This window comes from Lysinibacillus sp. NPDC093692 (assembly GCF_050280125.1).
Lineage (GTDB): Bacteria > Bacillota > Bacilli > Bacillales_A > Planococcaceae > Lysinibacillus.
Window position 1 is genome coordinate 1 of the sequence record NZ_JBNNUW010000020.1, and the last position, 23,127, is coordinate 23,127.

Here is a 23,127-nt window from a genome sequence, read left to right on the forward strand (position 1 = left end):
CGCAACCAAAATGGTCCCGTGGTGTAGCGGTTAACATGCCTGCCTGTCACGCAGGAGATCGCCGGTTCGATCCCGGTCGGGACCGCCATTTTTTTTTTTTGCCGGTGTAGCTCAGTTGGTAGAGCAACTGACTTGTAATCAGTAGGTCGTGGGTTCGACTCCTATCGCCGGCATCATCCCTTGGAGGGGTAGCGAAGTGGCTAAACGCGGCGGACTGTAAATCCGCTCCTTAGGGTTCGGCGGTTCGAATCCGTCCCCCTCCACCATTTTTAGGGGCATAGTTCAACGGTAGAATAGAGGTCTCCAAAACCTTTGGTGTGGGTTCGATTCCTACTGCCCCTGCCAGGTTTCTAGGTACTCGTTATCAAACACTGCTGTGATTATATATAGTGGCGATTGTGGCGAAGTGGTTAACGCACCGGATTGTGGTTCCGGCATTCGTGGGTTCGATTCCCATCAGTCGCCCCATTTTAATAATTGGGGTATAGCCAAGCGGTAAGGCAACGGATTTTGATTCCGTCATGCCTAGGTTCGAATCCTAGTACCCCAGCCATTCATTTTTTAATAGGAGCCATTAGCTCAGTTGGTAGAGCATCTGACTTTTAATCAGAGGGTCGAAGGTTCGAGTCCTTCATGGCTCATCAGTTTTTATAAATGCGCCCGTAGCTCAATTGGATAGAGCGTCTGACTACGGATCAGAAGGTTATGGGTTCGACTCCTGTCGGGCGCGCCAAATAAAGCCTAATAGTATCGGAATGTAGCTCAGCTTGGTAGAGCACTTGGTTTGGGACCAAGGGGTCGTAGGTTCGAATCCTGTCATTCCGACCATCTTTCCTAACATGGGGCCTTAGCTCAGCTGGGAGAGCGCCTGCCTTGCACGCAGGAGGTCAGCGGTTCGATCCCGCTAGGCTCCACCATTTATATATTACGGAGGTATACCCAAGTCTGGCTGAAGGGATCGGTCTTGAAAACCGACAGGCGGGTAACACCGCGCGGGGGTTCGAATCCCTCTACCTCCTCCATATTTTTTCCGGGTCAGTAGCTCAGTTGGTAGAGCATTAGATTGAAGCTCTAAGTGTCGGCGGTTCGATTCCGTCCTGACCCACCATCTGCGGGTGTAGTTTAATGGTAAAACCTCAGCCTTCCAAGCTGATGTCGTGAGTTCGATTCTCATCACCCGCTCCAAAATAATGGGCCTATAGCTCAGCTGGTTAGAGCGCACGCCTGATAAGCGTGAGGTCGATGGTTCGAGTCCATTTAGGCCCACCATTATTCCGAAGTAGCTCAGTTGGTAGTAGCACCTGACTGTTAATCAGGTTGTCGCAGGTTCGAGTCCTGCCTTCGGAGCCACGGCCCCTTGGTCAAGTGGTTAAGACACCGCCCTTTCACGGCGGTAACACGGGTTCGAATCCCGTAGGGGTCATCAAGCATGTTGCACATTCGTGTAACATGCTTTTTTTTATGCCAATTAAAAGCTAAAAAGGATCACCCTTTGTGTTAAGGAAGTTTTATTTCTAATGGCCGTGTAATAACGTCTATTCCTAAGTATTGCGAAGGGCTTAATCATGATAAACAAAATCGGTTTTGCAACTGAAGATATCTCTTGTATAACCAATTTCTACATACAAAAAGGTATAATCCCCCCGAAATTCTCATAATAGCACTTGAAGCGAAGATGTCTATCTCTTCCCTAATCCCAAAAATGATAAGAAATATTGAACAAAGTATTTCATATATAAAATATGTATGTTTTTTTGCAGATTTTTTCGTGGTGATAATAGTTCCATTCCTCTAATATGAGGGTAGATGGAGGAGTTCGATATGAATTTACATGAAGTACAACGATTTTTAGAACTTTATCAAGTAGAGCAAAACGAGTCAAAAATATGGCTAGAAAATAAATTACAATATATTAAAACAGCTGGAGAATATATACCGACAACGGAAGAACTAATCTTTGGTGCACGAGTGGCGTGGCGTAATAGTAATAAGTGTATTGGTCGATTGTTTTGGCAATCGCTACATGTTGTTGATGCCCGTGATCTTTCACATGAAGAGGATATCTTCAACGCTTTGCTTAAACATATTCAATACGCAACAAATGATGGGAAAATTCGTCCGACAATAACGATTTTTGCACCAGGACGAGTTCGTATATGGAATCATCAGCTAATCCGCTATGCAGGCTATGAAACGGAATATGGAATCGTTGGTGATCCGCATTCCGTTGCGTTTACGAAAGTATGTGAATCACTTGGCTGGCAAGGTGAGAGAACAGCATTTGATGTGCTACCGCTTGTCGTACAGGTGGATGATAGAGAGCCACAAGTGTTTATAATCCCTGACGAATATGTGCTAGAGGTACCGATTCGCCATCCAGAATCTTCTCAAGTAGAAAAGCTAGGATTGAAATGGTATGCAGTGCCGATTATTTCGAGCATGCGCTTCCAAATGGCAGGTATCGACTTTGAGACAGCTCCATTCAATGGTTGGTATATGGGTACAGAAATCGGGGCACGTAATTTAGCAGATCATGAGCGCTATAATATGCTACCCGCTATAGCAGAAATTTTTAACCTTGATACAGCTAAACAGGCATCTCTATGGCGTGACCGAGCATTAGTTGAGCTGAATATGGCCGTTCTACATTCTTTTAAAGAAGATGGGGTGAGCATTGTAGATCATCATACAGCTGCACAACAATTTAAATTGTTTGAGGAAGCAGAAGCAGCAGCAAATCGTGAGGTTACAGGCAATTGGACATGGTTGATTCCACCTCTTTCGCCAGCTACAACTCATATTTATCACAAGCCTTATGTTAATGTTTACAATACACCGAACTATTTTTATCAGAAACCACCTTATTAATAGAGAAAGGCAGCTCACGTTAACTTATTTCAGCGGGTGTCCAAACACCCGCTGAAATAAGATCATGCGCTACCTTTTTTAATTTACATATTCATTTTTAGAAGCTCTAAATGAACATAAGAAGAGTATGAATGCTACGACAACAAATAACCAACCAGTAATATCCCAGCCACCGAATATATCATGTAAATAACCGAATAAGATTGGACCGATTGCAGCTAATAAATACCCCAATGATTGTGCAAAACCTGATAAATCAGCTGCCTCAAAAGCGGTACGGGTACGTAATGTAAAGAACATCATCGCTAATGAGAATGAAGCTCCTCCGGCTAAGCCTAGTAGTACCATCCAAAGTATAGCGAGGTTTGTCCATTCCATTACTAGTCCGATAAAACCAATTAAGTAAAATGCCGTAAACATGAATACGAGAGGTCGCTGAGATGTCATTTTACTAGCGATAATAGGCACAGCTAAGGCCATTGGTACTTGTGAAAATTGCATGATGGAAAACATCCATCCTGCACGATCTGCAGCTAATCCTTGTGCTATATATATTTCAGGAATCCAAGCAGCGGTTGTATAGAATAATAACGACTGAAATCCCATAGCTCCCGCTACTGCCCAAGTTACAGGTGATTTCCATAAAGGTGTACGTTCTTTCGTAGTTTTAACATTAGGCTCCGGCTTATTAAATTTCAACTGTGGAATCCAAATTAAAATGGTTAACACCACGAGAACAAGTGCGACTGCCAGTGCACCTTGCCAGCCAATTGATGAATGGGCAACAGGATAGCTAATGCCAGCGCCGAGCCCAGCTGTCAAATTCATCGACATTGTGAAAAAGGCCATAAGTAAACCTACGTGATAAGGAAACTTCAATTTAAGTAATCCTGGAATAAGTACGTTACCGAATGAAATGGCTATACCAATTAGCGCAGTGCCAAATACGAGAAAACTAGTTGTACCGAGGGAGCGCAGTACAATCCCTAATGCCAAAAGAATAGTCGATAAAAATAATGTTAGTTCTAGCCCGATTTTACGTGCGACAATTGGTACGAAAGGTGAGATAATTGCAAATGCTAGCAATGGGATTGTTGTTAGAAAGCCCGCTAATGCATAGGATATGCCGAGGTCTTCTCGGATAAAGGAAATAATAGGTCCAACAACTGTTAGCGGCATCCGTAATGTCGAGGCAATACAAATTACGCCGATCACTAGTAATAATGTTGTACCTTTCCAGTTAATTTTCCTGCTAGGATAAGTATCGGTATGTTCATGAGTAGTCAAATAAATCCCCCCTGTTAGAACAATTATGATTGAACCACTATACCACTTTATCACAATAATAAAAATAGTTGAAAATTCACAAAATATAGAATGTTACTTGAGTTATTGAAATGCCATATGTCATATGTTAGAATAATATTCATCATAAATTTAATAATATGCCTCATGTTTATATTGAGGTAGAGGTCGCGGTATTTAAGAGTATGCTAATGGAAATGACAAGCATTTAAGATATTAGTTGAAAGGAAATACTGCCGAAGTGTGAGGGGACTTGAAAACCTCATGCTGGGGCTGTCTCCGAAAGGAACAGAACTGTCACGTTTGGACAACGTGTTGAGCTATCATTTTGAAAGAACAGAGGATTTACTTAGCCATCACTGCCGTTCATGTGATGGCATTTTTTTCGCCTCTTAAAAGGAAGGAAGTTAAATTGTGAGTGAAATTAAAGTCAATCAGCTCGGCCATAAAGCGCCAAAGTTGAAAAAAGAATTAAAAAGCCGTCACATTACAATGATTTCATTAGGCGGTACAATCGGTACAGGATTGTTTTTAGCTAGTGGTGGTGCCATTGCACAAGCAGGTCCTGGCGGTGCACTTCTTGCTTATGCATTAATCGGTATCATGGTTTACTTTTTAATGACGAGCTTAGGTGAAATGGCAGCCTATATGCCATCATCGGGCTCATTTAGTACGTATGCTACAAAATTTGTGGATCCAGCTCTAGGCTTTGCACTTGGTTGGAACTATTGGTACAACTGGGCAATTACAATTGCGGCAGAAATTTCTGCTGTATCATTGATTATGAAATATTGGTTCCCAGATAGCTCATCAGCACTTTGGACTGTTTTATTTATTGCTGTTGTATTATCGTTCAATCTATTATCGGTAAAAAGCTATGGTGAAAGTGAATATTGGTTTGCCATGATAAAGGTTGTAACTGTAATCATTTTTATTATCATCAGTTTCTTAATGATATTTGGTATTTTAGGAGGAAACGCTCCGGTAGGCTTTACGAATTTCTTTATTAGTGATGGACCATTCCACGGTGGTTTCCTTGCTACATTTGGTATTTTCTTAGCTGCGGGATTCTCGTTCCAAGGAACAGAATTACTTGGAATAACAGCAGGTGAAACAGATGATCCTGGTAAAAATATTCCGAAAGCTGTTAAGTCCGTTTTCTGGCGAATTCTTTTATTCTATATTTTAGCGATCGGTGCAATTGGTCTGTTGATTCCGTTTACAGATGCACGTTTGCTATCTGAAGATATCGCTGTTTCACCATTTACACTGGTGTTCGATCGTTTAGGAATTGCCTTTGCTGCATCATTGATGAATGCTATCATTCTAACGGCAATGCTGTCAGCAGGGAATTCAGGGCTGTACGCATCTTCTCGTATGCTTTGGCAATTAGCGGTAGATGGACATGCACCTAAATTTTTCGCTAAACTAAGCCGTCGAGGAATTCCGATTTACGCATTACTGGCGACTTTAGCTGTCGGCTCCCTAGCATTTTTAGCTTCATTCTTTGGTGATGGTGTGGTCTACATGTGGCTTCTAAATGCCTCTGGGATGTCTGGCTTCATTGCTTGGCTAGGAATTGCATTTAGCCATTACCGTTTCCGTCGAGCGTTCGATGTACAGGGATTAGATCCGAAATTGTTGCCGTATAAAGCAAAATTATTCCCATTCGGTCCGCTATTTGCCTTTACGGTTTGTATGATTGTTGTTATTGGACAAAACTACAATGCCTTTATGGGTGGTTCAGTAGATTGGTACGGAGTCCTTGTCTCGTATATCGGTATTCCACTGTTCTTACTGTTATGGCTTGGCTATAAAATTAAGCATAAAACAAAAATGCTTCCGCTTGAGCAATGTGATTTAAAAGTAGATTAATAAATAATAAACTGTCCTGTGAGCCGTAGAAAATGGCTTGCAGGGCAGTTTTTTTAGTTGAAAAATGAATTTGCAAGCTCAAACATATAATCTTGTCAGAGAAAAAACTGTCAGTGAAAAGTAAAATCCTTTAAGCCTCAAAAACTGCATCCCCATAATAGTGAACACTGATACGTTTTTATAGTTTTTCAGACCGTCCATCCATTTTTGGTACCCAACCTTAATATGGTAAACTGTTTTAGAAATGAATAACCACTAAATTTTGGTTATGGAATTTATTGAAACGTATACCATCTATCTTCATTCAATAGAAATAACTGCACGTAAATCTTAATAGGTGAGGACAAATAATCAAAGGAGGGGGAAGATGATAGACTATCCATTTTTACAAAACAGATTAAAAAAAGAAAAGATTAATACTTTTTTGATTAATAGTCACGGTAAAACGATATTTCGATACTATAAAAACAACAAACAACAACAGAAACTTCATAAAATTAATTCTTGTACAAAGAGTATTCTTTCAATTTTATTTGGCATTGCAATAGATCATAAATATTTGGAATCTGTTCATATACCTATCCATTCTTTTTTTCCTGAACTATTCGAACGGCAAGATGACAAACGTAAGTTGGATATGACAATATATCACCTTTTAACAATGACGGAAGGGTTAGATTTCCCGGAATTCGGAGAATGGAATTGTTTTGCTCCTATGGTATTTCATTCTGATATAGTAAAATTTATAGTGAATCGTCCAATGGTACATCCAGTGGGTGCGCATATGAATTATAACTCGGGTTGCTCCCATATACTATCTGCTATATTGCAGCAAGTTACGAATATGAAAACAAAAGAATTTGCCAATCGTTATTTATTTCAACCATTAGGTATTCAAGAATATCAGTGGTACGAGGATAAGAAGAAAATTAGTAAAGGGGCAGATGGTCTTTTATTAAAGGCAGAAGATATGATGAAAGTAGGGCTCTTAGTTTTAAAGAAAGGCGTATATAACGAGAAAAGGATAGTTTCAGAGGATTGGATTAACCATTCGATAAAGCCGAATTTGATGACTTATGAAAAAATCGGTTATTACGGGATGCATTGGTGGGTAAATAAACAGAATGAAACTAAAGCTTTTTCGGAAGATAATCAATATTTCTTTGCATTAGGCTTTGGGGGGCAATATATTTTTATTTGGCCAAAGGAAGAACTAGTTATTACTATCACAGGTGATTTGTATGAAACTAGTTTATTACCGCTTCAATTAATAAAGGATCACATCTTAAGATAATCGTTATGATGAGGAGCCGTTAAAATGAAATTTTACATTTTAGAATAGAGGTGCATGGAAATGCAAAAGCACATTTTACTAGTAGAAGATGATGAAGCCATTCGTGAAATGGTAGAAAGCTATTTAACGATGGAGGGATTCCTTGTCACCTCTGCAGTAAATGGAGAAGAAGCATTACAAAATTGTTTAAACAATCCCTTTGATTTAGTAATCTTGGATATTATGATACCGAAGCTTAATGGATTAGAAGTTTTAAAGATTATACGAGAGCAAGCATCACTTCCAATTATCATCATGTCAGCGAAGGATAGTGATGTTGATAAAGCATTAGGATTAGGATTAGGGGCAGATGATTATATCGCTAAGCCGTTTTCGATGCTAGAATTTTCTGCACGTGTCAAAGCCGCAATTAGAAGAGCTACAAAATACTCCAGTCAAGTAGAGGATAAGGCAGATATAGTAGAGATAGACAACTTATCGATAGATCTTGTTAATTTTTCGGTTGAGAAGAATGGACAAAATGTAAAGCTCACGTCAAAGGAATTTGCTATTTTAACGTTATTTGTGACAAATCGTAATCGAGTTTATACGAAGCAGCAAATTTATCAATTGATTTGGAATGATTCTTACTATGGAGATGAAAATATTATTAATGTACATATAAGAAGATTACGAGAAAAAATTGAAGACGATCCGTCCAACCCTAAGTATATTAAAACGCTTTGGGGGATCGGCTACAAATTTGAAGGGTAAACATCATGATTATATGTCTATTGCTAATTATTGTTTCACTCGTAGGAATTATTATTTTTCAGATGAAGGCAAAGAAACAACAAGATGCTGAGATTCAATACATGCATCAAAAGCTGCAAACAATCATTGATGAACAATCGAACGAAAAGATTTTAGTATCGACAGCTAATCAAGAATTACAGCAGCTACTAATCGCGATGAATGCATTGTTAGACCACAAACAAAAAGTGCAAGTAACACATCGAAAAATGGAAGGTTCCATGAAAAAAATGTTGGCCAATATTTCACATGATCTTAAAACACCTTTAACAGTTGTGCTCGGTTATACGGAAATGCTGCAGCTACAGCCATCCCTTAGTGACGAGGAGCGGCAGCGCTTGCTCACAGGCGTTCATTCGAAAACATTGGACGTATTAAAAATAATCCATACATTTTTTGATTTGGCAAAATTGGAGGCTGGAGATACAGATTACCCAATGACGAAAATTAACGTAAGTGAAATTTGCCGGAAAAACATTTTATCATTTTACGATATGGTCATGTCATTGGGATTAGAGATTGATATAACAATACCTGAGATATCTGTATATGCACTTGGTAATGAGGAAGCATTAGATAGAGTTTTGAATAATTTATTGTCAAATGCGATTGCCTATGGGGCGGCAGGAAACATCATTGGACTCACAGTAAGAACTGATGATACGAATATTTGTATTGATGTATGGGATCGTGGTAAAGGGATTGACGAATATCATATTGATAATGTTTTTGAAAGAATGTATACGCTTGAGGATTCTAGAAATAAATCCTTCCAAGGGAGTGGACTTGGCTTAACGATTACAAAACGTCTTGTAGAATTAATGGATGGCTCCATCCAGCTTTCCAGTATTCCATATGAGAAGACCATTTTTACGATTTCACTAAAACGAATGATGTATTGAACAGCCGTGCTTGTAGAGCATTTAAAATGCTTTACAAGCTTTTCTTCTGCGCTTAAGAAATTTGTAAGAATCCATTAATAAATTAGAGAGTTTCATTTTTTATAATAAGGATAGTTAAATGTAAGGGAGAGATTTACATGACATATATTGTGAAGACAAACCAGCTCACGAAAGTGTTTGAGGGGAAAGAAGTCGTTTCTGCTGTTACTATGCATGTGAAAAAAGGAGAGATCTACGGTTTTTTAGGTCCTAATGGTGCCGGTAAAACGACAGTCATGAAAATGCTAACAAACCTTACGAAGCCAACGAGTGGAGATATTGAAATCTTTGGTGAGAAATTAAATGACCGCTCATACGAAGTGCTGAAAAGGATGGGGACGATTATTGAATACCCAATTTTTTATGAAGATTTAACGGCAAAGGAAACTTTAGAATTACATTGCGAATATATGGGCTATTATGACAAGAAAGAAATTGCGCATGTTCTAGATTTAGTAAAACTAACAAACACGGAAAATAAACGTGTAAAAGACTTTTCCCTTGGAATGAAACAACGCTTGGGTATTGCTCGTGCAATTATTACGAAGCCGGAACTACTTATTTTAGATGAACCGATTAATGGGCTAGATCCAGTCGGCATTAAAGAGCTTCGAGAGTTATTCAAGATGCTTTGTAAAGAGTATGGCATTACTATTATGATTTCTAGCCACATTTTGGGTGAAATTGAACAGTTGGCAGATACAGTTGGAGTTATTAAGGATGGGAGATTAATGAAGGAAGTATCTATGGACGCTGTCAATCGTAGTCAGTCAAATTATATTGAATTGATTATTAATGATGGGAAAAAGGCTGCCTTTATTTTAGAAAGTAAATTAAATATTACTAATTTCAAACTGGTGGATGACAATTGTATTCGAATTTATGAATTGACAGCTTCGCAAAAGGTGCTATCTAAAACATTGATTGAGCATGATATTGAAATTGAGGGCATTAGCAAAAAAACAAGCTCATTAGAGGATTATTTCTTGAAGTTAATCAATGGAGGTGCCACTAGTGTTTAATTTAATGCGGTTAGAAATGAAAAAATATCATATTGGTTCCTATATAAAACGAGCTGTCTTCGCAAATTTTATAATACTAGCTGTTATATTTATGCTTATATTTATTACTAAAGTAGAAGGAGATGTGGATTTTAGAACTTATCAGACGGCATTAGGCATGATAGATTCAATTGTAAGAGCAGTATTTATTATTTTTGCTAGTGTGTTAATCGCCAAGTTTATTATTGGAGAATTTAAATATAGAACGATCACTGTAGCCTTTATGTACCCGATCAATAGAAAAAAACTAATTGCTTCAAAGCTAGCCATAGTTGTTCTTTTTACCTTTAGTGCAATTGTTTTATCGACTATATTTGTCACAGCAATTTTTTGTGCTGTTAGTGAGAGTTTTCAATTGCTCCCAGATACGTTATCGGTATCTATCATCATACAACGAATTCCCGCTGTGATCATGAATGCAGTTTCAGCATCATGCATCGCTTTAATACCGTTGTATTTCGGCATGAGAAAATACTCTATTCCGGCAACGATTTTATCATCTATATTAATTGTATCGGTCGTATCATCAAATTCGGGTAACTTCACCTTATATGATATTATTTTTATACCTATCATTTTAGCTATTATCGGTATAAGCGTGGCCTACTTATCATTTCGGAACATTGAGAAGATAGATATATAAGGATAAGGAATAGCGCATTGTAGTAGGAGTGACAATTGTTAAAACGTATGCATATATAGTTGCTCTTCGTTACGAATGGGCGACTCCTTGGGGATCAGCAATAGGGGAACGAAGGCTAAAATCACCACTCCTGTGATAACGCCTTCGTGACCAGCATCCTGTTGCCTAGACGCCTCAAGGAAGCTTTGCTCTGTGCGAAAGCGAAGCGGCAGCAACAAATGTTTTAACTGTGCGAAAGCGAAGCGGCAGCAACAAATGTTTTAACTGTGCGAAAGCGAAGCGGCAGCAACAAAGCTCCCAATCGGAACGGGAATCAGCCACACGTTATGGTGTAATCCTCTTACATGTAGAAATGCCAGACACAAAACCAAATTAAGGTCTTTGTGTCTGGCATTTTTTAAGCAAATATTGTTTGCCATAATAAATAAACATTTAAAGTAACTACAATCACCACGACGATCCATCCTAATATAGTAGTAATACGATGGTTGACTAGGCTTCCCATAATGTCACGCTTACTCGTAAAGAGTACAAGCGGTACAAGAGCAAATGCGATACCAAAGGATAGAATAACCTGACTTAGGACAAGCGCATAAGTCGCATTCACACCGGATGCAATGATGACTAGAGGCGGTAACATTGTAACAGCGCGGCGTAAATAGAGCGGTATTTTTTTTCTAATAAAGCCCTGCATCACAACGTCACCTGCGAGTGTACCAACTGAAGAACTAGCAAGCCCTGCAATGAGAAGGCCAAGACCAAAGGACACTGCCGCCATCGGACCAAGCGCCTCTTTTAATCCACTATAAGCAATATCTAAATCTTCAACTACTACGCCTTGTGTATGGAATACTGCCGCAGCAATAATAAGCATACTCATATTGATGGCACCGGCAATAATCATCGCGATGATAATATCAATAAACTCAAAACGGAAAATCCGTTTCTTCTCTTTATCATTTCGGCCAACGATGCGATTTTGGGTTAACGAAGAATGTAAGTAAATAGCGTGTGGCATGACAGTTGCCCCTAAAATACCCGTTGCGAGTAAAATGGAATCGACTCCTTCAAAGCGCGGCGTGAACATGCCCATTGTTGCTTCGCCCCAATTTGGCTGTGCTAAAAATGTTTGGAATGCAAATGCTAATACGACGATAAGCACCATGCCAGAAATGCCTGCTTCAAATGCTCTAAAGCCTCTGCGCTGCAATTCTAAAATAGCAAATGAGCCAACTGCTGTAATAAGCGCTGCAGGCAGCATTGGAATATTGAATAACAAGTACAGCCCCAATGCGGCACCAATAAATTCTGCAAGGTCGGTTGCAATAATGACCAATTCAGCCTGGATCCATAAAAAGATAGATGTTTTTTTAGAAAAATGTTCACGTGATACTTCGGGTAAATTTTTACCTGTAGCAATACCAAGCTTTGCCGACAAGGATTGAATTAACACGGCCATTAAATTAGAAAAAGCGATTACCCAAAGCAATAAATAGCCATATTGTGAACCTGCTGTAATATTTGTTGCGAAGTTGCCAGGATCAATATAGGCAACCGCTGCGATGAAGGCTGGACCAAGAAACGGTAAGATTCGTCGCCAACCTGTTATATCTCCATCTAAAACTGCCTCAGCAGACGATTTTGTCATTCGTTTGTAAACCATGTTGTTCCCTCATTTCAAAAAGTATCATTAATGAAATAAAGTTTCCTAGAGGAAAACGATATATTACTATTCTATAGCTTTAGGAAAAAAATGTGAAGATTTTTGCCCATTATTATTTTTTGCTCAGTAATGTAGTTAAAGTATGCACAAATTAAATATGTAGTATTAGATAAATGTGTCACTCGATAAGATCATAAGATGTGGATATTAAAATATGGAAGACTGCTGTACTGAGATTGCGTTAGTGGTCGAGCTTAATTTATTGTTCTTCTCATCATTTTCTAATTAGACTTCCACCCTTAGTATCGTTTACGATGAAAAGAAAATGATGAGGACTGATTCGACATGACCAATCGAATTTTAATAATAGAGGATGAAGAGAATATCGCAAGAGTTCTACAGTTAGAGCTTCAATTTGAGGGCTATAAAGCTGATATGGCACATACAGGGACAGATGGTTTGCTTAAATATCGAGAGCAGCAATGGGATTTAATCTTATTGGATGTGATGCTACCCGAGATGAGCGGGATCGATGTACTAAAACGGATTCGTGCAACAGAATCGCAGACGCCTGTAATTATGCTAACTGCAAAGAGTGAAGTGGAAGATAAGGTAAAGGGTCTGGATCTTGGAGCAAATGATTATATAACGAAGCCGTTTGATATTGAAGAATTACTTGCTCGCATTCGGACTGCTTTAAGATTCTCTCAAAAAGGAAATCTACAACACGCCCAGCCAACATTCGGGCAATTGTCCATGAATGAACAGACACGCGAGGTAATTTATTATGGAAAAGAACTTCAATTGACACCCCGTGAATATGATTTGCTTTTATATTTACTAAAGCATCCAAAGCAAGTATTGGCTAGGGAGCAAATTTTAGAGGCTGTATGGGGTTATGACTATTACGGTGATACGAATGTTGTGGATGTTTATATTCGCTATGTACGACAAAAGCTTGAAGCTGCTAACGATACACCAATTATCCAAACGGTGCGTGGTGTAGGGTATGTGCTAAAGGAGCACAAACATGAGACTTAAAACAAAAATTCATCTGCTAACAACATTATTAATGCTCGTTTTATTAGTAGCTACAAATAGTGGTATTTACTTTTTGTATGAGAAGTTTGCTTATAATACCGAATATAAACAGCTCCAAGCACGAGCAAATGAACTAAGCTCGACATTAAGTCAGATAAACGAGCAAACCGACTTACAGCAAGTTTTAAGAGCTTATATGCCAACAGATGGCGCAGTCTATATTGATGATGGACAGAACTTAAAAATGAAAGTTCAGGCTACGCTAGAGATGCCTGATGTTCCGTACATTACCTTTACGATGCCGGCTATTTGGATGGACGGAACCGTTGTCCAAATAAAATTACAACAGTCAATGGAAGAGGTGGCGAGCACATTAGGTTTGCTAAAAGCGATATTGGTGGTCGTATCAATCGTTGCGACAATACCTATATTTTTAGCGAGTTTAGCGCTCGGTCGCCTTATTTTATTGCCACTCGATCGTTTAAATGAAACGATGCTTAAAAGTGCTACGACGGGTAAGTATGAAAAAATTGAAATACCCGATCAGGGTGGGGACGAGTTAACAAACATTCATCGTACTTTTAACATGATGATGGAGAAGCTTGAGCAGCATTATCAAAAGCAACAGCAATTTGTATCGAATGCTTCCCATGAATTAAAAACGCCCATTACTGTAATTGAAAGCTATGCAAAATTGCTAGTACGTAGAGGCTTTGAAAATAAAGAGGTAGCACAGGAATCACTACAAGCTATTGTGAATGAATCAGCGCGCATGCATGAAATGGTGTTGCAATTACTTGAGCTAGCCAAAAATAACGAGCATTTTGAAGTACATTGCATGCAGATAGAGCTTGAACCCTTTTTAAAGAAGATTGCTTTACAAATGCAACAGGCCTATCATCGCTCATTCATTGTAGAGGATAAAATGCCAAATACTATTTATAGTGACGAAAAAATGTTGAGGCAATTGCTGTTCATTTTACTTGATAATGCCCGTAAATATAGTGAGGATGAAGTCCTCCTACATGCTAAAGAAACTACCAATCATGTTCTTATTACGATTCAAGATTTTGGAGCGGGGATTCCAAAAGAGCATATTCCCCATTTATTTGAACGTTTTTATCGTGTGAATGAGGACCGTAATCGTAAAACTGGAGGGTCGGGCTTAGGGTTGGCTATTGCCCATGAGCTTGCAGGGCAATTGGACATTACGATCGATGTTAAAAGTACGCTTGGTGAGGGCTCAAGCTTTACATTAGGAGTACCAAAGGAGGGGCAACAATGAAAAAATGGCTATTGATAATTGTTGCCATCATCATTCTTTGTAGTGTAACACTATGGTATGCTCAAAATCGCTTTTTTTATGCTGAGCCTTTAAGTAAAGCAGAGGCCATAGACCATATTGAAACAATCTACAACGGTCATGTAACAAAGGCTAAAAAGCAAGGAAATGACTATGAAATGATATTTACGCGAGATAGAGCCACTTACACAGCGATACTAGATCCTACTACTCAACAAATTAAAGCGTTAAAACTGATGGAGGCAGAAAGTAAATTATTGTTAACAGAATCGCAAATACGTCAATTTGTTAAAAAAGAATATGGGCGTGTAGAAAGTGTTAAGTTAACAGATCATGTTTACACTGTCAGGGTTGAAAAAGAGGATAGGCAAAAAGAGTTGGCCCTCGATGCTTTTACAGGTGAGGTGTTATCTGAAAAAAATGTTCAACCAATTGAACGACCTGAAGTGGAAAAAATTATTTCTGAACAGCAAGCAATAAAGATTGCCCTCCAACAGCTAAATGGAGAAGTGGATTCAGTTGATTATGAGGAAACAGCGGATGGTGGCTACTATTTAGTCGAAATTGAAACGAAAGATGACGAAGCTGTTTTTCAAATACATGCAGTTTCAGGAAAAGTTATGTCCGTTACTTGGGATGAAGATCATTAAAGCCTTCTCATGAAATTCTAATGTTTCTCTTATCGTCCTTTCATCTTTGCTTGATAAGCTAAAAATAGTTAAAGCGAAACTTCGTTCAGAGGGCTTTCTTCATCTTCGAAGGATAAGGGGTAACACAAGCTATTACACCATGGTGCAACTTGTGTAACCAACATCTGTTGCTCTGAACAAATCGGACACTTACTGGATCTTACTGCCAGTTGTGTGCGAGATAAAACAAAGGAGAGATGGACATATGAACATGAAAAAAGTGATTTTAATCCCAGCGTTAGTCGGTGCACTTGGTGTTGGCGCTGTTATTGGCTCAACAACATTATTAACAGGTAATGCTCAAGAGAAGAAGATCGTAACGATGCAGGAAATTGAGAAAAAGGCGCTAGCGGTTGTCAATGGAACGGTAGCTGATATTGAGCTAGACCAGAATCGTTATCGTTCTGTCTATGAGGTAGAAGTTCATACAGATACAGAAGAATACGACTTGAAATTTGATGCCTATACAGGGAAGCTGTTAAAGCAAAAGAAGGAACGTCGAGATGACGATGATCTGGATGTTCATGTGACCGCTGCTACTCTAACAACTAAAATCACAAAAGAGCAGGCTATTGAAAAAGCATTAACGAAAGCAAATGGCACAGTGACTAAAACTAAGCTTGATGATGGTATTTATGAAATTGAAATTAAAAATGGTCAGTATGAATACGAAGTTAATGTTGATGCATCTACAGGAGAAATTGTAAGCTTCGAACAAGATAAAGAAGACTAATATGCTAAAGCTATCTTAAAAGTATAGAAATACTTTTAAGATAGCTTTTATTTTATTGGTATTAGGAGCGGCACAATGTAGGTAATCAAACTATCGATATGTCTATGTTTTTACCACCTGACAATGAAATATTTTCTTCTTTACTTTTTTTAATTACAGGCGTAATATGACATCATTATAAAAGTTTCAAATTTCTAAATCGCTGAAGCAATTAGACGCGGGGGAACCAATTTTTACGGATTACATAAGTAATCCTTGGGGTGAATCTCTTCATTTTGAAGGGTAGGGCTACTCAGGTCCGAATCCGACAGCTAACCTCGTAAGCGTTAAGAGCAGAAAAGTGGAGCTTGGCAGACGAATGAGCGTCTACAAGTCTTATTTAGTGATGACTTGTAGGCTTTTTTTGTCTTCATTCTAAAAATGAAACAAGGCCCCAGTGAACGGCACAAAACCGATTATGCTAAAGTGTAATCGATTTAGAAATGAGAAACACATTCTATGAAACTAGAAGGTGCAGAATATGAAATCCTCATTAAAGCGTTATATTATCGGTAAACCATTGAAATCTGAAGCGTTAGGGGAACAAAAGCTTAGTAAAACAAAAGCACTTGCCATACTATCGTCCGATGCGTTGTCATCAGTTGCGTATGGACCTGAGCAAATTTTAATCGTACTTATGGCAGTAAGTACTGTTGCCTTTTGGTACTCTCTACCGATTGCTGCTGGGGTAGTTGTGTTACTGACTGCACTTATTTTCTCGTATCGTCAAGTTATTTTCGCGTATCCACATGGTGGGGGAGCTTATGTAGTTTCTCGGGAAAATTTAGGTGTTAATGCTGGTCTAGTCGCTGGTGGGTCATTACTTGTCGATTATATTTTAACAGTTGCGGTAAGTGTATCGGCTGGAACGGATGCCATTACTTCGGCTTTTCCAAGTTTGCATCCCTATAATGTGATAATCGCTGTGTTTTTTGTTATCTGTTTAACGCTTTTAAACCTACGTGGTGTCACAGAATCTGCATCCATTTTAGCGTATCCCGTTTATTTGTTTGTAGTAGTGATGCTGGTGTTAATCGGAGTAGGGATTTTTAACGTAATGACAGGGCAAGTTCCAGCAGAGTTGCATCCAAAGGTCGGTACACCAGTTGCAGGTATCAGTCTATTTATACTATTAAAGGCATTTGCATCCGGAAGTTCAGCTTTGACTGGCGTTGAAGCAATCTCAAATGCTATTCCTAATTTTAGAGACCCAGCGCCGAAAAATGCGTCTAAAACATTATTAGCTATGGGTGGTATTTTAGCAGTTTTATTTATAGGTATAGTGAGCTTAGCTTATTTTTATGGAGTTGCTCCCAACGCGAAAGAAACGGTTGTTTCGCAAATCGCTGAGGCAAGTGTAGGTCGTCATATTTTTTATTATATAGTGCAAGGAACAACGGCAATGATATTAGTACTTGCTGCGAATACGGGTTATTCAGCGTTTCCATTATTAGCTGTCAATTTATCGAAGGACGGTTTTATTCCAAGAATATTCCAGATTCGCGGAGATCGACTTGGTTATTCAAATGGCATCATAATGCTTGGTTTAGCGGCCATTGTTTTAATCATTTTATTTGATGGAACAACAGAACATTTGATTCCACTTTATGCAGTTGGTGTATTTATTCCGTTTACTTTAGCGCAGGCTGGAATGATGCGAAAATGGTGGCGTGAAAAGCCAAAAGGTTGGGTGGCTAAATTTTCAATCAATACGATTGGAGCGGTCATTTCCTTCGTTGTAGCGATGATGTTTTTTGTGACAAAATTACCTCAAGTATGGCCAGTGTTTATCTTTTTACCAATTATTATTTGGACGTTTCACCGGATTAAGCAGCATTACCAAACAGTTGGTGAACAACTAAGATTAGATCATGAGGAATTACCGAATGTAGAGGGGAATGTCTTCATTGTACCTGTCGCTGGTATTACGAAAGTAGTCGAAAACACATTGCATTACGTGCAGTCATTAAATGTTGATAAAGTTATTGCCTTTTATGTAGCCTTCGATCAAGCGGATGCAAAAGCGTTTGAAGAGAAGTGGAAAGCTTGGCAGCCAAATGTACGGCTTGTCACATACTATTCACCATATCGAAGTATTACACAGCCGTTAATGAAATTTATTGATAAAGTTGAACATCAATGTACGAAAACAGGCCATCAAGTAACAGTGATCATCCCACAGTTTTTACCAAAAAAAGGATGGCACCATATGTTACACAATCAGTCGAGTCTATTAATTCGCACGTCGCTGTTATTTCACAAAAATATCGTTATTATGACTGTGCCCTTCCATTTATCAAAATAATGACTAGCAAGCTCGAAAATTGTCTGATATAATCATTACGTTGATTGTAAAACACGAACGTTTGCAATCGAAAGTTAGTAAAATAATAGTAAATTCCGAAAAACAGACTTTATTCAGTGTAAGATACAAGCACATACCGAATAAAGTGCCATTTTTGGAAAAAATGCCAAGGTATAATTGAATAATATTTCACTCATATAATAGCGAGAATATGGCTCGCAAGTCTCTACCGATTTTCCGTAAAAAAATCGACTATGGGTAGCAATGCTTTAGAAGACTTTATATAAGATGTTTTCTATTCGTTTCGACGTTTTTACGCTGAATGCTTTGCTCCACTCGTAGATGACTGGAATCAAAGTATTCAGCGTTTTTTGTTATTTGGAATGAGTATTTCTTCTATAATAACGCCTTTGTGACAACGGCATCGTGTTACTGACGCTGCATTAGCACGGTGCTTTCGGTTATTTGCTCGTAAAAATTTATTACTATAAGAAAGAAGGATATAAAGGAAATGAAGTTATTACACGACAAAATTGTGCAAGAAGGTAAAGTTCTATCTTCATCTGTATTAAAAGTAGACTCGTTTTTAAACCACCAAATTGACCCAATGCTTATGAAAGAAATTGGTCATGAGTTTGCCACTCGATTCTCTGATCAAGTGATTACAAAAATATTAACGATCGAATCTTCAGGTATCGCACCATCTGTAATGCTAGGGCTTGAAATCGGTGCTCCTGTAGTGTTTGCACGTAAACGTAAATCATTAACACTATCAGATAATCTTTATAATTCAAAAGTACATTCTTTCACAAAAAATGAAACAAATGATATTTCAGTATCACGTAGTTTCTTAAATGAAGATGATAACATTCTAATTGTTGACGATTTCTTAGCGAATGGCGAAGCTGTTAAAGGTTTGCTTGATATCGCCGCACAAGCTGGTGCAAATGTTGTGGGCGTAGGCATTGTTATTGAAAAAGGCTTCCAAGACGGTGGGAAATTATTACGCCAGCAAGGTGTCCGCGTGGAATCATTAGCCATTGTAGATTCTCTTGAGGATGGCAAAGTAACATTCGCTCCGGAGGCTAATGCGTAATGAAAACCGTTAAATCGACGACGCTAGCTATTCAACATTTACTTGCGATGTATGCAGGTGCCATTTTAGTGCCACTGATTATCGGTGGGGCAATTGGCTTTGATTCAAAACAAATGACGTATTTAGTGGCGATTGACATTATGATGTGTGGGGTCGCAACGCTTTTACAAGTGTATTCAGGTAAATTTATCGGTATTGGTTTGCCGGTAGTACTAGGCTGTACATTTACAGCGGTTAGTCCGATTATTGCAATTGGTACTAATCCTGAACAAGGTATTACTGATATTTATGGATCTATTATTGCATCAGGTGTAATCATTATGATTATTGCAGGCTTTTTTGGTAAGTTAGTAAAGTTCTTCCCGCCAGTTGTTACAGGCTCGGTCGTGTCGATTATCGGTATTTCTTTATTACCAGTAGCATTAAATAATATGGCAGGTGGACAAGGCGCAGAAGACTTTGCATCGGGTTCGAATGTAGCTTTAGCGTTTATTACATTGGTCATTATTTTAGTCGTTTATCGTTTTTCTACAGGCTTCATTCGTGCAATTTCCATTTTAGTTGGATTAGTTGTGGGGACAATCCTAGGCGTATTTATGGGGAAGGTTGATTTTAGCCCAGTTTCAGATGCTGCCGTATTACACATGGTTCAGCCATTTTACTTCGGGATGCCAACATTTAATGCATCTGCGATTATAACAATGACGCTTGTAGGAATGGTTTCTTTAGTAGAATCAACAGGGGTCTACTTTGCACTAAGTGATATTTGTAAGAAAAAATTAGATTCAAAAGATTTAGCACGTGGGTATCGTTCTGAAGGTTTTGCATCTGTGATCGGCGGTATTTTCAACGCTTTCCCATATACAACATTCTCACAAAACGTTGGACTTACGCGTATGTCAGGCGTCAAAGATCGTAAAGTCATTTACATCACAGGTGGTTTGCTAGTAGCACTTGGTTTCTTACCAAAAATCGCAGCATTAACAACAATTATTCCAACACCAGTACTTGGTGCGGCAATGCTAGCGATGTTCGGTATGGTTATTACGCAAGGTATGGGCATGCTAGTACCTGTTATGAATGAATCAGCGGAAAACGCCATGATTGCTGCAATTGCAGTTAGTCTTGGTGTCGGTGTATCAGTTGTTCCTGGGATTTTTGATGCACTACCAGAAAGTGTATCTCTTCTAACATCTAATGGTATCGTCTGTGGTTCTGTCACAGCGATTATTCTTAATATTTTATTCAACATGATTGGGCCAAAGCATAAGGAAGACCCGATGCATGGAGAAATTTAATACATTCATCTAAATTCCTTATATATTTTGATGAAATAAATGTTGCCGCCTCCTTTTATCTATTGATGTAGATTTAAGGAGGTGGCATTTTTTTATGTGGAAAAAGGCTGTTTCTATAGCAAGACTTCTTTCTGGTGCAAGTTCCTTTGATGGAATTGCTTTCTAGCTGTTAAAACAGTTAATACAATATTCGTAACGAAGAGATATATAAAACTAGTAATGGTCAACAGAATAAGCGTAGCAGCCTCTAAATTAAAATCATCCTCTGTTATATTCAAGGTCGAACCTGTGCCTAAAGACATCGCGGTAATTACTGCAATTGATGGTAAAACGATTAATATACTTAAACATAACGCAATAATATTGACCACTACAATTGAAGTTCTCCACAATTTAACATGACCTATCGTTTTCTTTGCTAAAAAAATAATATTAGTTATATATAACAATGTCACTAAGAAGAAAGGTAATATACATTTTAATAAGAATAATAACATTTCAAGCATCTCCCCCTTAATCTCAATCACTTATATAAGTGTAATTTTACACTATGGATGTAATTTGTCAATCATCTATCTTTTGAACCGCTACTTTTGAGTAAAGAAAATAAACTGCATTTTGAATTTGAAAGTAAACATAGCTATTTGTTATATTCGTCTGAAGATTTTGAAATATAATTACCCATTATGGCGGTTTAGAAGGTGAAAGGAGATAGTCGTGTCTTATAGTAAGTACAGGGGCAAAAAAACAGTGGTAAAAATTGGTTGTTGAAATACAGATGGGAGTGGAATATTATGAACCATATGGAAAGGATGGTTATAAATGAATTTAAAAACTGCTAAAGAAGTTATTGAAGAACTACAAGTAACCATGGAGTCACATATGTCTTCAGAGGAAAAAATGAAATTGGAAGTTTGGTTAAAAGAGTATTACATAGATGAACTAATAAAGAAGAAAGTACCGATGAATTCGGATTGCTAGCCATTTAAATGGGGCACTTCTTTTTCGGAGTTGTCCTGTTGGTTCGTCACTGCGATTATCCGCAACATTTTGTTCAAGATGATTGGGCAAAGCATAAAGAAGTCCTGATGCAATGGGAAGCATAAAGGATTTCAATAAAAAAACAAAATGTCATCTACTTCTATAGTAGGTGGCATTTTTTTATGAGACTAGATGTTTAATTTTTAATTAGTAGGGAATCTATAAAATAGAAACATTTCACTAGAATGTAATTCGATATATCGACATACATTTATAGATATAAAACTACTTTTGAAAGGTCTCTTACAAAATGCAAAGTATATTTTTGATTGTAATACTTCAATTAGTTTATGTACCTTTTTTAACGTTACGTACAATATTTTTAGTGAAGAACATTACGTTCCTTGCGGCCATATTCGGTATGCTGGAAATGTTAGTGTATGTATTCGGCCTTTCTCTTGTCTTTAATGGAGACCAAAGTATTTTAGCGATGGTTGTTTATGCTGCTGGTTTTGGTTTAGGTATTTTTTTAGGCGCTAAAATTGAGCGGAAACTGGCGATTGGCTATGTCTATGCGACAATCAATACGCAAAATAAGAACGAGGAGCTCGTGAATTTTCTCCGTAATGAAGGCTTTGCTGTGACGATTTATATTGGGGAGGGTAGAGATAGTAATCGCTATAAATATGAAATATTAACAAAGAGAAATCGTGAGACAGAATTGTTTCAAATTGTGGAGCATTATGAACCGAATGCTTTTATTATTTCTTACGAGCCTAAATCATTTAAAGGTGGATTTTTACTGAAACGAATGAAGGCAAAAAACAAATAGTCTTTTCCTAGCCCTCTGATCATATGCAGAAGGGCATTTTTAGGTATTTATACAATGTATAGGATCATCACCAAAACGTGTGGTTGATTTCCGTTCCGGCTGGGGGCTTTGTTGCTGCCGCTTCGCTTTCGCACAGAAAACATTTGTAGATGCCGCTTCGCTTTCGCACAGAAAACATTTGTAGCTGCCACTTCGCTTTCGCTACAGAAAACATTTGTTGTTGTTGTCGCTACGCTTTCGCACAGAGCAAAGCTTCCTGGGGGCGTCGGGCCAACACGATGTTGGTCACGAAGGTCAACTTATTTACATAGTAGACGTTTTAACAAAGTCATCTCACAACTTATGGTGATGAACCAATTTATAGAGAA

General features: G+C 38.2%; 19 protein-coding genes, 16 tRNA genes and 3 riboswitches. Of the genes, 32 read left to right on the forward strand and 3 right to left on the reverse strand.

All coding sequences use genetic code 11. From position 1 onward, the window contains the following. Window positions 1-12 precede the first annotated feature (12 nt). From ACQKN4_RS18660 to ACQKN4_RS18740, 17 genes are all read left to right on the forward strand, one after another. Window positions 13-88 (forward strand) — tRNA-Asp (locus ACQKN4_RS18660). A gap of 12 nt (window positions 89-100) precedes the next feature. After that, window positions 101-173: transfer RNA gene (locus ACQKN4_RS18665), tRNA-Thr, on the forward strand. A 9-nt stretch (window positions 174-182) separates the two neighbouring features. After that, window positions 183-266 (forward strand) — tRNA-Tyr (locus ACQKN4_RS18670). A 5-nt stretch (window positions 267-271) separates the two neighbouring features. Beyond that, window positions 272-345: transfer RNA gene (locus ACQKN4_RS18675), tRNA-Trp, on the forward strand. 47 nt (window positions 346-392) lie between these two features. Next, window positions 393-468, forward strand: a tRNA-His gene (locus tag ACQKN4_RS18680). A gap of 10 nt (window positions 469-478) precedes the next feature. Further along, window positions 479-553, forward strand: a tRNA-Gln gene (locus ACQKN4_RS18685). Window positions 554-568: 15 nt separating this feature from the next. Next, a tRNA-Lys gene (locus ACQKN4_RS18690) sits at window positions 569-641 on the forward strand. 15 nt (window positions 642-656) lie between these two features. Next, window positions 657-733: transfer RNA gene (locus ACQKN4_RS18695), tRNA-Arg, on the forward strand. Window positions 734-751: 18 nt separating this feature from the next. Continuing rightward, window positions 752-828, forward strand: a tRNA-Pro gene (locus ACQKN4_RS18700). Window positions 829-841: 13 nt separating this feature from the next. Then, window positions 842-917 (forward strand) — tRNA-Ala (locus tag ACQKN4_RS18705). Window positions 918-929: 12 nt separating this feature from the next. Further along, window positions 930-1,022: transfer RNA gene (locus ACQKN4_RS18710), tRNA-Ser, on the forward strand. Window positions 1,023-1,032: 10 nt separating this feature from the next. Next, window positions 1,033-1,108, forward strand: a tRNA-Phe gene (locus tag ACQKN4_RS18715). A 3-nt stretch (window positions 1,109-1,111) separates the two neighbouring features. Beyond that, a tRNA-Gly gene (locus ACQKN4_RS18720) sits at window positions 1,112-1,185 on the forward strand. A gap of 7 nt (window positions 1,186-1,192) precedes the next feature. After that, window positions 1,193-1,269, forward strand: a tRNA-Ile gene (locus tag ACQKN4_RS18725). 4 nt (window positions 1,270-1,273) lie between these two features. After that, a tRNA-Asn gene (locus ACQKN4_RS18730) sits at window positions 1,274-1,350 on the forward strand. 1 nt (window position 1,351) lies between these two features. Next, a tRNA-Glu gene (locus tag ACQKN4_RS18735) sits at window positions 1,352-1,423 on the forward strand. A gap of 398 nt (window positions 1,424-1,821) precedes the next feature. Continuing rightward, on the forward strand, window positions 1,822-2,868 hold the full coding sequence (locus tag ACQKN4_RS18740; protein ID WP_427484502.1) for a nitric oxide synthase oxygenase: 1,047 nt from the start codon (window positions 1,822-1,824) through the stop codon (window positions 2,866-2,868). 78 nt (window positions 2,869-2,946) lie between these two features. Here ACQKN4_RS18740 and ACQKN4_RS18745 read toward each other — a convergent pair whose 3' ends face one another. Continuing rightward, complete coding sequence (locus tag ACQKN4_RS18745; protein WP_427484503.1) at window positions 2,947-4,155, reverse strand: CynX/NimT family MFS transporter; 1,209 nt, start codon at window positions 4,153-4,155, stop codon at window positions 2,947-2,949. Window positions 4,156-4,327: 172 nt separating this feature from the next. Beyond that, a riboswitch (Lysine riboswitch) is annotated at window positions 4,328-4,504 on the forward strand. An 83-nt stretch (window positions 4,505-4,587) separates the two neighbouring features. On the opposite strand from ACQKN4_RS18745, the gene ACQKN4_RS18750 reads away from it, so the two are divergent. The 6 genes from ACQKN4_RS18750 (at window position 4,588) to ACQKN4_RS18775 (ending at window position 10,779) form a co-directional block, all read left to right on the forward strand. Beyond that, a complete protein-coding gene (locus ACQKN4_RS18750; protein WP_079562983.1) occupies window positions 4,588-6,048 on the forward strand; it encodes an amino acid permease in 1,461 nt (486 codons plus the stop codon). Between the two features lie 367 nt (window positions 6,049-6,415). Then, the gene (locus tag ACQKN4_RS18755; RefSeq protein WP_079562984.1) at window positions 6,416-7,342 is read left to right on the forward strand and encodes a serine hydrolase domain-containing protein; all 927 of its coding nucleotides are present in this window, start codon (window positions 6,416-6,418) and stop codon (window positions 7,340-7,342) included. 60 nt (window positions 7,343-7,402) lie between these two features. Continuing rightward, window positions 7,403-8,095, forward strand: a complete 693-nt coding sequence (locus ACQKN4_RS18760; RefSeq protein WP_079562985.1) for a response regulator transcription factor — start codon at window positions 7,403-7,405, stop codon at window positions 8,093-8,095. A 5-nt stretch (window positions 8,096-8,100) separates the two neighbouring features. Then, the gene (locus ACQKN4_RS18765) at window positions 8,101-9,036 is read left to right on the forward strand and encodes a sensor histidine kinase (RefSeq protein WP_079562986.1); all 936 of its coding nucleotides are present in this window, start codon (window positions 8,101-8,103) and stop codon (window positions 9,034-9,036) included. 137 nt (window positions 9,037-9,173) lie between these two features. Continuing rightward, window positions 9,174-10,097 (forward strand): ABC transporter ATP-binding protein, encoded by a 924-nt coding sequence (locus ACQKN4_RS18770; RefSeq protein ID WP_079562987.1) that lies wholly within the window; start codon window positions 9,174-9,176, stop codon window positions 10,095-10,097. Beyond that, complete coding sequence (locus ACQKN4_RS18775) at window positions 10,075-10,779, forward strand: ABC transporter permease (protein WP_427484504.1); 705 nt, start codon at window positions 10,075-10,077, stop codon at window positions 10,777-10,779. The genes ACQKN4_RS18770 and ACQKN4_RS18775 overlap by 23 nt, the downstream gene beginning before the upstream one ends. Window positions 10,780-11,176: 397 nt before the next feature. Here ACQKN4_RS18775 and ACQKN4_RS18780 read toward each other — a convergent pair whose 3' ends face one another. Then, the gene (locus tag ACQKN4_RS18780; protein WP_427484505.1) at window positions 11,177-12,442 is read right to left on the reverse strand and encodes an Nramp family divalent metal transporter; all 1,266 of its coding nucleotides are present in this window, start codon (window positions 12,440-12,442) and stop codon (window positions 11,177-11,179) included. Between the two features lie 345 nt (window positions 12,443-12,787). On the opposite strand from ACQKN4_RS18780, the gene ACQKN4_RS18785 reads away from it, so the two are divergent. The 7 genes from ACQKN4_RS18785 to ACQKN4_RS18815 all read left to right on the forward strand — a co-directional run bounded on the left by ACQKN4_RS18785 (window position 12,788) and on the right by ACQKN4_RS18815 (window position 20,946). Next, window positions 12,788-13,483 carry a response regulator transcription factor gene (locus tag ACQKN4_RS18785; RefSeq protein WP_079562990.1) on the forward strand — a complete coding sequence of 232 codons (696 nt, stop codon included), beginning with the start codon at window positions 12,788-12,790 and terminating at the stop codon, window positions 13,481-13,483. Then, window positions 13,473-14,768, forward strand: a complete 1,296-nt coding sequence (locus tag ACQKN4_RS18790; protein WP_079562991.1) for a sensor histidine kinase — start codon at window positions 13,473-13,475, stop codon at window positions 14,766-14,768. Before ACQKN4_RS18785 ends, ACQKN4_RS18790 begins: the two co-directional genes overlap by 11 nt. Continuing rightward, window positions 14,765-15,436, forward strand: a complete 672-nt coding sequence (locus tag ACQKN4_RS18795) for a PepSY domain-containing protein (protein ID WP_427484506.1) — start codon at window positions 14,765-14,767, stop codon at window positions 15,434-15,436. The genes ACQKN4_RS18790 and ACQKN4_RS18795 overlap by 4 nt, the downstream gene beginning before the upstream one ends. Before the next feature lie 244 nt (window positions 15,437-15,680). Then, a complete protein-coding gene (locus tag ACQKN4_RS18800; RefSeq protein ID WP_427484507.1) occupies window positions 15,681-16,208 on the forward strand; it encodes a PepSY domain-containing protein in 528 nt (175 codons plus the stop codon). 190 nt (window positions 16,209-16,398) lie between these two features. Beyond that, a riboswitch (cyclic di-AMP (ydaO/yuaA leader) is annotated at window positions 16,399-16,548 on the forward strand. Between the two features lie 180 nt (window positions 16,549-16,728). Next, on the forward strand, window positions 16,729-18,552 hold the full coding sequence (locus tag ACQKN4_RS18805; protein WP_427484508.1) for an APC family permease: 1,824 nt from the start codon (window positions 16,729-16,731) through the stop codon (window positions 18,550-18,552). Window positions 18,553-18,725: 173 nt separating this feature from the next. Further along, window positions 18,726-18,827: riboswitch (purine riboswitch) on the forward strand. A 236-nt stretch (window positions 18,828-19,063) separates the two neighbouring features. Beyond that, the gene (locus ACQKN4_RS18810; protein ID WP_079562994.1) at window positions 19,064-19,648 is read left to right on the forward strand and encodes a xanthine phosphoribosyltransferase; all 585 of its coding nucleotides are present in this window, start codon (window positions 19,064-19,066) and stop codon (window positions 19,646-19,648) included. After that, on the forward strand, window positions 19,648-20,946 hold the full coding sequence (locus ACQKN4_RS18815; protein WP_079562995.1) for a nucleobase:cation symporter-2 family protein: 1,299 nt from the start codon (window positions 19,648-19,650) through the stop codon (window positions 20,944-20,946). The genes ACQKN4_RS18810 and ACQKN4_RS18815 overlap by 1 nt, the downstream gene beginning before the upstream one ends. A 113-nt stretch (window positions 20,947-21,059) precedes the next feature. On the opposite strand, the gene ACQKN4_RS18820 is transcribed toward ACQKN4_RS18815, so the two are convergent. Beyond that, a complete protein-coding gene (locus ACQKN4_RS18820) occupies window positions 21,060-21,443 on the reverse strand; it encodes a hypothetical protein (RefSeq protein ID WP_427484509.1) in 384 nt (127 codons plus the stop codon). 325 nt (window positions 21,444-21,768) lie between these two features. On the opposite strand from ACQKN4_RS18820, the gene ACQKN4_RS18825 reads away from it, so the two are divergent. Both ACQKN4_RS18825 and ACQKN4_RS18830 read left to right on the forward strand, forming a co-directional pair. Then, the gene (locus ACQKN4_RS18825; protein ID WP_170939023.1) at window positions 21,769-21,927 is read left to right on the forward strand and encodes a hypothetical protein; all 159 of its coding nucleotides are present in this window, start codon (window positions 21,769-21,771) and stop codon (window positions 21,925-21,927) included. Between the two features lie 310 nt (window positions 21,928-22,237). Continuing rightward, window positions 22,238-22,759, forward strand: a complete 522-nt coding sequence (locus tag ACQKN4_RS18830) for a DUF2179 domain-containing protein (RefSeq protein ID WP_079562997.1) — start codon at window positions 22,238-22,240, stop codon at window positions 22,757-22,759. Window positions 22,760-23,127: the final 368 nt, after the last annotated feature.